The organism is Achromobacter sp. D7-1, from assembly GCF_059760445.1.
This window is the reverse complement of the sequence record NZ_JCBAMT010000003.1, coordinates 1-13,122: the sequence shown is the minus strand read 5'-3', so window position 1 is coordinate 13,122 and position 13,122 is coordinate 1. Positions and strand designations below refer to the sequence as shown.

Genomic DNA, 13,122 nt, shown 5'->3' with positions numbered 1-13,122 from the left:
CCATGTCCGCCCCCTTGACCCCCAGCGTCGTGGAAGCGTTGCGCGCCCAGACCCCCGGCGCCCACACCACGGTCCATTTCAATCACGCCGGCGCGTCGCTGCCCTCGGCGGCGACGCTGCAGGCCATCCACGCGCACCTGCAACGCGAAGCCACGCAAGGGCCGATGGAAGCCGGCGTGAGGTCCCGCGAGCTGATTGAAAAGGCCCGCACTCTGGCAGCCCGGCTGCTGAACGCGGACCCGGGCGAAATCGCGCTGACCGGCGGCAACTCGCCCGGCTGGGGCGCCGCTTTTGCGGCGCTGGAACCGTGGCGCTCCGGCGATCGCATTCTGGTGGGCCGCCACGAATGGGGCGGCAATCTGGCCGCCATGCGGCTCAGGGCGCAGCGCGCCGGCGCCACGCTGGAAGTCATCCCTTCGGACGATAGCGGCTGCACCGACGCGCAAGCGCTGGAGGCCATGCTGGACGAACGAGTGCGCCTGATCGCGCTGACCTGGCTGCCGGCCAATGGCGGCCTGATCAACCCCGCCGCCGCCATCGGCAACGTGGCGCGCCGCCATGGCATCCCGTACTTCGTGGACGCTGCGCAGGCGGTCGGCCAGTTGCCCGTGGACGTGGCGCACATCGGCTGCGACGTGTTGAGCGGGGCCGGACGCAAGGCCCTGCGCGGCCCGCGCGGCACCGGCCTGCTGTATGTGCGGCACGGCTTCCTGGACCGGCTCACGCCGGCCTTCGTCGATACCCACTCCGCCCCCCTGGGCGCGGACGGCGAACCTGTGCTGCGCCAGGACGCCGCTCGCCTGGAATCCGCGGAGGCCTCACTGGCGCTGCGCTGCGGTCTGGCCAACGCCCTACAGGAGGCCCTGGACATCGGCTTGCCGGCCATCCGCGAGCGCATCGACGCCACAGCCCGGACCCTGCGGACGGAACTGGCAGCCATCCCTGGCATCACCGTGCTGGACCAGGGCCACGAACGCTCTGGCCTGGTGTCCTTCAACCTGGCCGGCCAGGACGCGGTATCGGTACAGCACGCCATGGCGGCGCAAGGCATCACCATCGGCAGCAACGGCGTGCCTTATACCCCGCTGGACATGCAGGCTCGCGGCCTGACGCAGATTGCGCGGGCATCGGTCAGTTATTTGACCAACGACGAGGAAATCGACCGTCTGCTGGAAGGGCTGCGCGCCCTGGTCCGCTAGGGCCTGTTCACACTAAGCCGCCTTGCACAGGCTCCCGGCGGCGCTCAAGCCGCCGCACGCCGCGCGAAGGGCGTCCACTTCGTGAAGACCAGCAGGTTGCCCAACATCACCAGCGCCAGGCCCAGCAGGGCCGGCGCCGTCCACTGATAGCCTTCGGCAAACGTCGACACGCTCAGGGCCACGACCGGGAACAGCACCGTGCAGTAGGCGGCGCGAGCCGGCCCCATGCGTCCCACCAGCGTCAGATAGGCCGTGAAGCCGACCACGGATCCGAGAATGGCCAGGTAGAGCAGAGCGCCCACGTACGAGGCCGAACGATCGAACTCGAATGGCAGGCCCGCCGCCACGCAACCCGCCAGCAGGATGGCCGCGCCATAGAGCATGCTGTAGGCATTGCCGGTCAAGGGCCGGATGCCGGCGCGCTGCTGCAACGACGACAGCATGTTGCCGGTGGAAAAACAGAACGTGCCCAACAAGGCGAAGCCGAGGCCCAGCAAGGTTTCGTAGCTGGCCTGCTGCCCGGCCAGTTCCGGCCAGAACAGCAGCACCAGACCCGAGAAACCCAAGGCGCCGGCCGCCATCACGCGCGGCGCGACCCGGGTGCCAAACCACAGGCGGGCATTCAGCGCGTTCCACAGCGTGGCCGCCGAAAACACCACCGACACCAGGCCGCTGGGGATCCATTGGGTTGCCGTATAGAAGCACAGGAAGTTCAGGCAGAACAGGCACAGGCCCTGGCCCACGCACAGCCAGTGGCCGCGCCGGTCCATTTTTTGCAGCTTGCGGGTCAGAGCCAGGGCCGCGAACAGGATCAGGCCCGCCAGCGCAAACCGATAGAAGATCGAGACGGGTATGGCCACCACGCCCAACTGCAGCTTGATAGCGATCCAGGTAGTGCCCCAGATGACGACAGTGAGGAAATACAGGAAAAGATTCACGGTGCGGTGCCGAAACAGGGAACGGCGGTCCGGAAAACCGCCCAGGAATCCAGTTTGCGCCCGCCCGGCCGGCGCGGATTGCCGGTTCTTGCGGTTTTCTTCTTCGCGCGCACGCGGCGCGCGCGGGATCGCAGTAGCATTCCACTCATATGCCTACCGTCGCTTCGGCTCCAGCCGATTTCTCCGTCTTCCGCACCCTGGCGAGCTCCACCGCGACGCTGGGGCGGGCCGCTGCGCTAGGCGAGGGCATCGCCATCTCGCAATGGTCGCGCAGCGCGCACGAAACCATGGGCTACGACAATCCGGGCCATCACACCCTGTCGCTCTATTTGCATGGCGGCGACAAGTCGTTCCGCCTGGGCCAGGACCGGCTGCACGGCGGCGCTGGCAAATTCTGCGTGCTGCCCTCGGAGCACTATTCGCGCTGGAGCATGAACGACTCCGTGCACTTCCTGCACTTGTACATCGCGCCGGAACGCCTGGCCCGCGAAGCCGTCATGCGGCTGGATTGCGAGCCTCGCACGCTGGAGCTGCGCGACCGCACCTACATCCACGACGACTCGCTGATCGACGTATGCCGGCAACTGCTGGAGACCGACTGGAACCAGCCCGCCGACCGGCTGGCGGCCAGCAGCGCGGCCGAGACCGTGCTGCACCATCTGCTGAACCAGGGCGTGGCGCGCAAGCCTGCGGCAACGCTGCGCGGCGGCCTGGCCCCCGTGGTGCGCCGGCGCATCATGGACTACGTCGACGCGCATCTGGCCGAACCGTTGACGCTGGACGAGCTGGCGGGCGTGGCGGCGCTCTCCACCTACCACTTCGCCCGCATGTTCCAAACCTCTTTCGGCGAACCACCGCACGCCTGGGTACGGACACGGCGGCTGGCGCACGCACGCAAGCTGCTGGCGGCCGGCAAGGGCGATCTGGCCGGCATTGCCCAAGCCAGCGGCTTCGGCAACGCCAGCCATCTGGCGCGGGTCTTCCGCGACGCCGTCGGCGTCACGCCGGGACAATACCGCAGCGCGCGCGCCAGGCACTGAGCAGCGCTGCGGCCCCGTTTCGCCGCCCGCCCGGTCTACAATGGCCCACCGCCCCCAGGGCCTGACCGTACCGCCGCCCGACGCGATGCCGTCTACGACCTCTCGCGATTCCTCCCCCACGGCTGAACCCCTCGGCGCCGGCCCCGTGCGCGCGCACTGGCTGGCAGAATTGATCCGCCTGCGTGAAGCGCATTGGGGGCCGCTGGAAGACGCAGACACGGTGCGCCGCGTGCGCCAGCAGGATGGCGATCTGCCTTCACGCATCCTGGCCCGCGCCGAGTTGCTGGCACAACGCGAGAACCTCGTCTCCCTGGTCGAAACATGGCGCCGCAGCGCGCTCGCCATCCTGGCCTTGCTATTCCTGCTGGCCGCGCTTTCCGGCGCAGGCGCGGCGCTGGGCGCGTTGGGCGACGGCTCCCGCGGAGTCAACGTGCTGTGGGCACTGGGCGCCTTGCTGGGCCTGCATGCGCTCACCTTCCTGCTCTGGCTGGCCAGTTTCCTGCTGCGGGCGTCCTCCGTCACGGGACTGGGACGGGTCTGGCTGTGGGCCACCCGCAAGCTGGCCCGCGGCCCCGACAGCGCGCTGGTGCCGCAAGCCTTCCTCAACCTGCTGGCCCGCGCGGGCGCCTTGCGCTGGCTGTTCGGCAGCATCAGCCATCTGCTGTGGCTGACAGCTTTGTGCGCGGCGTTGGCAGTGCTGCTGGCCGTGCTGTCCACCGCCAGCTACCGCTTCATCTGGGCCACCACCTTGCTGGCGCCCGACGCCTTCGTACGTCTGACACAGGCCCTGGGCTGGCTGCCGGCCCAACTGGGCTTTCCGATGCCAGACGCCGCCATGATCCGCGCCAGCGACGGCGCCCAGGCCCTGCCCGCCGAAGCGCAGGTGCAGTGGTCGCTCTGGCTGATCGGCGTGCTGGTGGTCTACGGCATCCTGCCCCGTCTGCTGGCCGGCGCGCTGTGCGTGGCGGGTTCGCTGCGCGCCTTGCGCGGCCTGCGCATCGATCCTGCGCTGCCCGGCTTCTCCGCTCTGCGCGACCGCCTGGAACCGCCCGCCCTGTCCACCGGCATAGACCGTCCGGTTGATCCCCTGCACGAACCGCGGGTCGGCGCGCCGCCGCTCGCGGGCCTGGCCGGCCAGCCCGTGCTGCTGGGACTGGAACTGCCGGCGGACCTGGCCTGGCCGCCCGCGGACATGCCCTCAGGCATCCAGCAGGCCGGCAATCTGGACAGCCGCGAAGAACGCAACCGCGTGCTGGACGCGCTGGCCGGCAAGGCCGCCACTCGCCTGCTGATTGCCTGCGACGCGCGCCAGACTCCGGACCGCGGCACGCTGTCGCTGATCGCCGAACTGGCCGCGCATGCGGAACAGACGCGCATCTGGCTGATCACGCCGCATGCGGACGCCGTTGCCCCCGCCACCCGCGCACCGCTATGGCGCGAACGCCTGCTTGCCCTCGGCCTGCCTGCCGACGCGGTGCTGCAAGCGCCCATTGCCCCGCTCTCGTGGCTGGAGTCCGGCCATGGCTGAAGACATCATCAGGATCGCGCTGGTCGGCCACACCAACACCGGCAAAACCTCGCTGCTGCGCACGCTGACGCGCGACACCCGCTTCGGCGAAGTCGCCGACAGCCCCGGCACCACCCGCCACGTCGAAGGCGCGCGCCTGCGGCTGGAAGGACGGGCCGTGCTGGAATGGTTCGACACGCCAGGCATGGAAGACAGCATCTCGCTGCTGGAGTACCTGGAAAAGCTGGACAGCCCGCAAGAGCGCCTGGACGGCCCCGCGCGCATCCGCCGCTTCCTCGACACGCCCGCCGCGCACGGCCGCTATGAGCAGGAGGCGCGCGTGCTGGCCAAGATGCTGGACTGCGACGCCGCGCTGTACGTCATCGACGCGCGCGATCCGGTGCTGGGCAAGCACCGCGACGAACTCGCCATCCTGGCCGCTTGCGGCCGGCCCCTGCTGCCGGTGCTGAACTTCGTCAACGCGCCCGCGCACCGCGCCGACGAATGGCGCGCCGCCATGGCGCGGCTGGGGCTGCATGCCGTGGTGGAGTTCGACACCGTCGCCCCGCCGCTGGATGGCGAGCAGCAACTCTACGCCAAGCTCGGCGTGCTGCTGGACCGCCACGCCGCCGCGCTGGCCCGACTGTCCGCCAGCCTGGCCGAGCAGCGTCGGACGCGTCGAGGCTCGGCCTACGAACTGCTGGCCGACCTGTTGGTGGACGTAGCCGCCTTGCACGTCGCCAGCGCCAGCGACGAAGCGGCGCTCACGGCCGCCTCAAGCAAACTGCGCGACCAGGTGCGCCAACGCGAGCAGACCTGCGTCAACGCCTTGCTGGCGCTCTACAACTTCCGCGCAGCCGATTTCACCGACGATGCGCTGCCCTTGCAAGGCGAGCGCTGGGGCATGGACCTGTTCCATCCCCAGGCGCTGAAGGACATGGGCGTGCAGGTAGGCATGGGCGCCGCCGCGGGCGCCATGGCCGGCGCGGCGGTGGACCTGTTCAGCGCGGGCTTGAGCCTGGGCACCGGCATGCTGATCGGCGCCGCCGCGGGCGGCCTGTGGCAAGGCGTGGAAAAGCTGGGCAAGCGCGTGGCCGGCAAGCTGCGCGGCTGGCGCGAGATCAGCGTCGACGACGCGGTGCTGCGGCTTTTGGCCTTGCGCCAGCGGCAACTGATCGAAGCGCTTGAGCGCCGCGGCCACGCCGCGCGCGAGCCATTGAGGCTAGATCATCCGGAGGATGAAGCCTGGCGCAAGGGACCCTTGCCCGAGGCGCTGAAGGAAGCCCGCAGCCGGCCTGAATGGTCGGCCCTGGGCGAGCCCTACGAAGACAGCGACCGCCGCAAGCGCGTGGTACGCGAATTGGCGAAAACCCTTGCCGACGCGCCGCCGCCCGGCGCCTGAAGGCGGAACCGCCCGCCTGCGCCGCACGCACCATTCCACGCAGCCGGCAAGCAAGTACTAACCCCAATCCAAACCGATTGACGCTTAAACGAATGGGTCTATAACATTCGTTCTGCATCGGCGCGGGTCCGTCCCCGTCATGATAATCACAAGGGGTTGGGTCTATCGTGAAGTCGAAGTCCTGCGCAGTGATTCCCGGCAGCGCCATCACAGGCGGCCCGCGCGCGGCTCGCGCGGCGTATCGCCAGACCCCAATCCGTCTTTCGTCGTAAGCAGCAACGCCATGCCCCGGTTCCCCATGGGGCCGGGGCCCTGTCACTTCTGTCGCGCTATCCGCGCACCACACGGAGCATGAGGGCTATGCGTACTTTTCCCCACCTGAAGCAAGCTGCGCTCGCGGCTGCCGTCGCCGCCTCTCTGGCATTCAGCGCCGGCGCGGCCGCCAAGACCTTACACTGGTCCTACCAAGGCGATGCGACGTCCATGGATCCGATGGCCCTGAACGAAACGTTCACGCTGGGCTTCCAGGGCAACATCTACGAAACGCTGGCCGGCTACGACGGCAACCTGAAGCTGACGCCGCTGCTGGCGGAAAGCTGGGAAAACCCCGAACCCAACAAATGGGTGTTCAAACTGCGCAAGGGCGTGAAGTTCCATGACGGCTCGCCGTTCACGGCCGACGACGTCATCTTCTCCTGGAAGCGCAGCCTGACCCCGGGCTCCGACATGAAGGGCTATGGCGCCAAGGCGTCCGACATCAAGAAGGTGGACGACTACACCATCGAAGTCATCACCCCCACGCCCAACCCCATCCTGCCGCGCGAATGGGTGTTCCTGTACATCATGAGCAAGTCGTGGTCGGAAAAGAACAAGACCACCGAAGCCACCAACGTCAAGGGCGACAACCAGGGCAACTACGCCAACCTGAACGCCAACGGCACCGGCCCCTTCATGCTGACCTCGCGCCAGCCCGACGTGAAGACCGTGCTCAAGCGCTACGACGGCTACTGGAACAAGAACATCAAGACCAATGTCGACGAGGTCATCTTCCAGCCGATCACGCAGGAAGCGACACGCGTGGCCGCGCTGATCTCCGGCGAAATGGACCTGGTGCAGCCGGTGCCCGTGCAGGACTGGAAGCGGCTCGAAGACGCCAAGGGCGTCAAGCCGCTGACCGCGCCAGAAGCGCGCGCCATCTTCATCGGCATGGACCAGGACCGCGACGAACTGCTGTTCTCGGACGTGAAGGGCAAGAACCCCTTCAAGGATCCCAAGGTGCGCGAAGCCGTGGTGCTGGCCGTGGACACCAAGGCCATCAACGAGAAGATCATGCGCGGCGCGGCCAAGCCACTGGGCTCGCTCATCGCCACCGCCATCAACGGCTATGACGAATCCTTCGGCGCGCCGTACAAGCCGGATCCCGAACGCGCCAAGAAGCTGCTGGCCGAAGCCGGCTATCCCAAGGGCTTCACGGTCACCATGGACTGCCCGAACGACCGCTACGTCAACGACGAAAAGGTCTGCCAGGCCGTCGCCGGCATGTTGGCCCGCGTAGGCATCAAGATCAACCTGCTGGCGCAGACCAAGTCCAAGTACTTCGGCAAGATCCTGCTGCAGGCCGGCAACCAGACCAGCATGTACATGCTGGGCTGGACGCCCAGCTCCACCGACGCGCACAACACGCTGCTGAACCTGACCTCCTGCCGCAATGCCAAGACGGCTGCGGGCCAGTTCAACCTGGGCGGCTACTGCAACAAGAAGGTCGACGAGCTCACCGACAAGATCGGCGTCGAAACCGACCAGGCCAAGCGCAACGCCATGATCAAGGAAGCCTTCGAGATCGTGCGCAACGACTATGGCTACCTGCCCCTGCATCAGCAACCCATGTCCTGGGGCGTGAAGGACAACATCAAGGTCATCCAGCGCGCCGACGACGTGCTCGACCTGCGCGACGTCGTCCTGCCGTAAGCGGCCAGCGACGCGCGAGCCCCGGGCGGCGCATGCCGCCCGGGCGCGCCCGGCCCAGCCCCGGCTCCCGCCATCCGCGGGAATCGCGGCCCGGCGTTATCTGAAACCGAGGGCTCCCGATAATGCTTTCCTTTATTGCGCAACGGCTTATCCAGTCGGTGCTGGTGATGTTGACGGTGGCGCTGATCGCGTTCGCCATGTTCCGCTATGTGGGCGACCCGATAGCCAGCATGGTGGGCCAGGACACCACCCCTGAACAACGCGTGCAACTGCGCGAACAGCTGGGCCTGGACGACCCGTTCGTGGTGCAGTACGCGCACTTCGTCGCCAACGCCGTACGCGGCGACTTCGGCATGTCGTACCGCCATCGCCGGCCGGTCAGCGAGCTGCTCGAAGAGCGCATGCCAGCCACGCTGGAACTGTCCTTCGTGTCCGCCGTGATGGCGCTGGCCCTAGGCATACCCATGGGCATCTATACCGCCCTCAAGCGCCACGGCGTGCTGTCCAAGGCCTTCATGGCGATCTCTCTGGCCGGCATCTCACTACCCACCTTCCTGATCGGCATCCTGCTCATCCTGTTCTTCGGCGTGCAGCTGCGATGGCTGCCCAGCTTCGGACGCGGCGACGTGGTCAGCCTGGGATGGTGGACCACGGGCTTCCTGACCAAATCAGGCTGGCTGGCGCTGATCATGCCCGCCATCACGCTGGCGCTGTTCCAGATGACGCTGATCATGCGGCTGGTGCGCGCCGAAATGCTGGAAGTGCTGCGCGCCGACTTCATCAAGTTCGCGCGCGCCCGCGGCCTGCCGGAACGGCTGATCAATTTCCGCCACGCGCTGAAGAACACCATGGTGCCGGTCATCACGATTACCGGGCTGCAACTGGGCTCCATCATCGCCTTCGCCATCATCACGGAAACCGTGTTCCAGTGGCCCGGCATGGGCCTGCTGTTCATCCAGGCCATCAGCATGGTGGACATCCCCGTCATGGCGGCCTACCTGGTGCTGATCGCCTTCATGTTCGTGGTCATCAACCTGGTCGTGGACCTGCTGTACTTCGCCGTGGACCCGCGTCTGCGCGTGCAGAGCAAGTAAAGGACTCATCATGATTGCTCGCATCGCTCCCTTCTTCGCCCGCGCGGCCGACAGCGACCTCTGGCACAGCTTCAAGCGTTCGCCCGGCGCCATCATCGCCGCGATCGTCACGCTGGCCATCCTGCTGGGCGCGCTGTTCGCGCCCGTGGTCGCGCCGCACAACCCCTTCGACCTGGCGTCCCTGAGCATCATGGACGCCAACACGCCGCCATCCTGGGAAGAGGGCGGCAGCCCCGACTTCCTGCTGGGCACCGACGACCAGGGCCGCGACATCCTGTCGGCGGTGCTGTACGGCTCGCGCGTGTCATTGCTGGTGGGCTTCGCGTCCGTGCTGTTCTCGATGGTGCTGGGCGTGACGCTCGGCCTCATCAGCGGCTATGCCGGCGGCCGCGTGGACAGCTTCATCATGCGCATCGCCGACGTGCAGCTGTCGTTTCCGGCCATCCTGGTGGCGCTGCTGATCGACGGCGTGGCGCGCGGCCTGCTGCCGCGCGACATGCACGACCAGCTTGCGCTGTATGTGCTGATCTTCGCCATCGGCATCTCCGGCTGGGTGCAGTACGCGCGTACCGTGCGCGGCTCCACGCTGGTGGAGCGCAACAAGGAATACGTGCAGGCGGCGCGCCTCATCGGCATCGGCCCTTTCACCATCCTGCGCCGCCACATCCTGCCCAACGTGATGGGACCGGTGCTGGTCATCGCCACCATCCACCTGGCCATCGCCATCATCACCGAAGCCACGCTCTCGTTCCTGGGCGTGGGCGTGCCGCCCACGGCGCCGTCGCTGGGCACGCTGATCCGCATCGGCAACAGCTACCTGTTCTCGGGCATGTGGTGGATCTCCATCTTCCCCGGCATCGCGCTGGTGGCGCTGGTGCTGTCGGTCAACCTGCTGGGCGACTGGCTGCGCGACGCGCTCAACCCCAAGCTGCGCTGAGGATGCCATGGCCCTGTTGAACATCGAAGACATCCGCATCGAATTCCCCAGCCGCCGCGGCACGCTGGTGGCCGTGGACGGCGTCTCGCTATCCCTGGAAAAAGGCGAGATCCTGGGCGTGGTCGGCGAATCCGGCGCCGGCAAGTCCACCATAGGCAATGCCGTGATCGGCCTGCTGGAAGCGCCCGGCCGGCTCGCCGGCGGCGCCGTGCTGCTCAACGGCGAACGCATCGACACGCTGAACCCCGCGCAGAAGCGCAAGGTGCGCGGCCGCCGCATCGGCATGATCTTCCAGGATCCGCTGACCTCGCTAGACCCGCTGCAGACGGTGGAAAGCCAGCTGGTGGAAACCATGCAGGTACACCTGGACCTGTCCCACGCCGAGGCGCAGAAGCGCGCGGTGCAATTGCTGGCGCAGGTCGGCATCGACCAGCCAGAACTGCGCGTCAAGCAGTACCCGCACCAGTTCTCCGGCGGCATGCGGCAACGCGTGGTGATCGCGCTGGCGCTGTGCTGCGAGCCCGAAGTCATCATCGCCGACGAACCCACCACCGCGCTCGACGTGTCGATCCAGGCGCAGATCCTGGAACTGCTCAAGAAACTGTGCCGCGAAGAGCAGGTAGGCATGATCATCATCACGCACGACATGGGCGTGATCGCCGACGTGACGGACCGCGTGGCGGTGCTGTATCACGGCAAGCTGGTTGAACAGGGCCCCACCTCCAAGATCCTGGGCGACCCCGACCATCCCTACACGCGCAGCCTGATCTCGGCGGTGCCGCGTCCCGACATCAAGCTGCGGCGCTTTCCGCTGGTGACCTACATCGAGGACGTGAAAAAGCCAACGCAGCCGCTGGACCTGGCCACGCACTGGCTGGGACAGCGCCGCGACTTCGGCGCGCGTAGCGGCGGCCCGCTGGTGCAGGTCAACGACCTGAGCATGCGCTTCGTGCTGAAGAGCGCGCTGCTCAAGCGCAACCAACGCACGCTGGACGCCGTCAAGCGCGTCAATTTCTCCATCGGCGAAGGCGAAGTCTTCGGCTTGGTGGGCGAGTCCGGTTCCGGCAAGTCCACGGTGGCGCGGCTGATCTCCGGCCTCTATACGCCCAGCGAAGGCTCGGTCAATTTCGGCGGCACCGACCTGACCGCGCTCAAGGGCGAAAAGCAGCTGAACCCGTTCCGCCGGCAGATTCAAATGATCTTCCAGGACCCGTTCTCTTCGCTCAATCCGCGCATGCGGGTCCTGGACATCGTGGCCGAGCCGATCCGCTTCCACAAGCTGGCGGCCAGCGAGGCGGAAGCGCGCCGCATCGTCGCCGACCTGCTGGACGTGGTGGGCCTGGGCGACCGCGCCGCCGAGCGCTTTCCGCACGAGTTCTCGGGCGGACAGCGCCAGCGCATCTGCATCGCGCGCGCGCTGGCCACGCGCCCCCGCTTCCTGATCTGCGACGAGCCGACCTCGGCGCTGGACGTGTCCATCCAGGCGCAGATCCTGAACCTGCTGAAGGACCTGCAAGAGGAATTGGGGCTGACCATGCTGTTCATCAGCCATGACCTGCCGGTGATCCGCCAGATGTGCGACCGCGTGGGCGTGATGCGCTACGGCGAACTGCTGGAAGTAGCCAACACCGAAGACCTCTTCGAACGTCCGCAGCATCCCTACAGCCAACACCTGCTTGGCCTCATGCCCCGCCTGCAATCCATGTCCCGCGAGGGACTGGACGTGGCGGGGTAGCGCCAGGCGCAACCCGGAGCGAGACATGACGGCGACACGACAGACCCTGTTCATAGGCGGCCAGGTTTTCGACGGCAAGGGCAAGCTGCTGCCCAATCACGGCGTGCTGGTCGAAGGCCGGCACGTGGCGCGCGTGGCGCCGGCCGGCGAATTCTCCGGTTACGCCGGCGCGACCGTGCGCACCGACGGCATGACCCTGATGCCCAGCCTGGCCGACTGTCACGTTCACCTGGTCTACACCGGCGGCGCCGACCCCAACGCGCAACTGAGCAAGCAAGGCCCGGCGCAGATCACGCTGACGGCGCTGGAGAACGCCCAGGCCAGCTTGCGCGGCGGCGTCACCGCGCTGCGCGATTGCGGCGGCAAGGACTATCTGGAATTCGGCGTGCGCGACGCCATCGCGCGCGGCGTGTTCCCGGGCCCCACGATCAAGGCCTCGGGCCGCATCATCTGCATGACAGGCGGCCACGGCAACCGCATCGGCCGCGTCGCCGACGGCTGCGAGGATGTCGTCAAGGCCGTGCGCGAACAGGTTCATGCCGGCTGCGACCTGGTCAAGATCATGGCCACCGGCGGCGTCATGACGCCGGGCGTCAGCCCCATGGACGCGCACTACAGCTTCGACGAAATGAAGGCCGGCGTGCACGAGGCCAAGCGCTTCCGCAAGAGCACCGCCAGCCATGCGCAAGGCACGCTGGGCATCCTGAATGCCGTGCGCGCCGGCATCGATTCGATCGAGCACGGCATCTTCATGGATGACGAGTGCCTGCGCGAGATGCTGGACGCCCAGACTTATCTGGTGCCGACCATTGCCGCGGTCCGCAACATCGTCGCCAATGCCGACAACGGCATCCCCGCCTACGCGGTCGAGAAGGCGCGCGCGGTGGAACAGCGCCATCGCGAGTCGTTCCAGATGTACTACAAGGCGGGCGGGCGCATCGCGTTGGGCACGGATGCCGGCACGCCGTTCAACCTGCACGGCGAGAACGCCATGGAGCTCGCCTACATGGTGGAGTTCGGCATGACGCCCATGGATGCGTTGATCGCTGGCACTTCGCGCGGCCATGACCTGATGGGCATGGACCAACACGGCGCCATCGCCGACGGCAACGTGGCCGATCTGCTGTTGGTGCAGGGCGACCCCACCGCAGACATCATGAAGGCGGCCGACAAACGCTTCCATGTGGCCGTGCTGCGCAACGGCGAGGTGGCGGCGGGCGCCTTGCCGCTCTGAACCGCGACGGGCCTGCTGCGCGAGCCCGAAGCCGGCAATGAAAAAGGCCGCCGCGCCCAGGGCGCGGC

General features: G+C 67.5%; 10 protein-coding genes. 9 read left to right on the top strand and 1 reads right to left on the bottom strand.

The annotated features are described in order from the left end of the window. Positions 1–2 precede the first annotated feature (2 nt). Positions 3–1,199, top strand: a complete 1,197-nt coding sequence (locus AC6LKD_RS02255) for an aminotransferase class V-fold PLP-dependent enzyme (RefSeq protein ID WP_498114937.1) — start codon at positions 3–5, stop codon at positions 1,197–1,199. Between the two features lie 44 nt (positions 1,200–1,243). Here AC6LKD_RS02255 and AC6LKD_RS02250 read toward each other — a convergent pair whose 3' ends face one another. After that, positions 1,244–2,137, bottom strand: coding sequence for a DMT family transporter (locus AC6LKD_RS02250; RefSeq protein WP_498114935.1), 894 nt, complete (start codon positions 2,135–2,137; stop codon positions 1,244–1,246). A gap of 149 nt (positions 2,138–2,286) precedes the next feature. Between AC6LKD_RS02250 and AC6LKD_RS02245 the strand changes: the two genes are divergently transcribed. The 8 genes from AC6LKD_RS02245 to AC6LKD_RS02210 all read left to right on the top strand — a co-directional run bounded on the left by AC6LKD_RS02245 (position 2,287) and on the right by AC6LKD_RS02210 (position 13,054). Then, positions 2,287–3,177 (top strand): helix-turn-helix domain-containing protein, encoded by an 891-nt coding sequence (locus AC6LKD_RS02245; protein WP_498114933.1) that lies wholly within the window; start codon positions 2,287–2,289, stop codon positions 3,175–3,177. An 85-nt stretch (positions 3,178–3,262) separates the two neighbouring features. Then, positions 3,263–4,705: a DUF2868 domain-containing protein gene (locus AC6LKD_RS02240; protein ID WP_498115010.1), complete on the top strand. Its 1,443-nt coding sequence runs from the start codon at positions 3,263–3,265 to the stop codon at positions 4,703–4,705. Further along, entirely contained in the window at positions 4,698–6,086 is a 1,389-nt protein-coding gene (locus AC6LKD_RS02235) for a GTPase/DUF3482 domain-containing protein (RefSeq protein WP_492275761.1), read from the top strand. Before AC6LKD_RS02240 ends, AC6LKD_RS02235 begins: the two co-directional genes overlap by 8 nt. 360 nt (positions 6,087–6,446) lie before the next feature. Next, positions 6,447–8,054: an ABC transporter substrate-binding protein gene (locus tag AC6LKD_RS02230; protein WP_013390918.1), complete on the top strand. Its 1,608-nt coding sequence runs from the start codon at positions 6,447–6,449 to the stop codon at positions 8,052–8,054. Positions 8,055–8,176: 122 nt separating this feature from the next. After that, on the top strand, positions 8,177–9,148 hold the full coding sequence (locus AC6LKD_RS02225; protein WP_013390917.1) for an ABC transporter permease: 972 nt from the start codon (positions 8,177–8,179) through the stop codon (positions 9,146–9,148). A gap of 10 nt (positions 9,149–9,158) precedes the next feature. Beyond that, a complete protein-coding gene (locus AC6LKD_RS02220; RefSeq protein ID WP_013390916.1) occupies positions 9,159–10,085 on the top strand; it encodes an ABC transporter permease in 927 nt (308 codons plus the stop codon). 7 nt (positions 10,086–10,092) lie between these two features. Further along, complete coding sequence (locus tag AC6LKD_RS02215; RefSeq protein WP_013390915.1) at positions 10,093–11,820, top strand: dipeptide ABC transporter ATP-binding protein; 1,728 nt, start codon at positions 10,093–10,095, stop codon at positions 11,818–11,820. Positions 11,821–11,845: 25 nt separating this feature from the next. Continuing rightward, positions 11,846–13,054 (top strand): metal-dependent hydrolase family protein, encoded by a 1,209-nt coding sequence (locus AC6LKD_RS02210; RefSeq protein WP_207473090.1) that lies wholly within the window; start codon positions 11,846–11,848, stop codon positions 13,052–13,054. Positions 13,055–13,122: the final 68 nt, after the last annotated feature.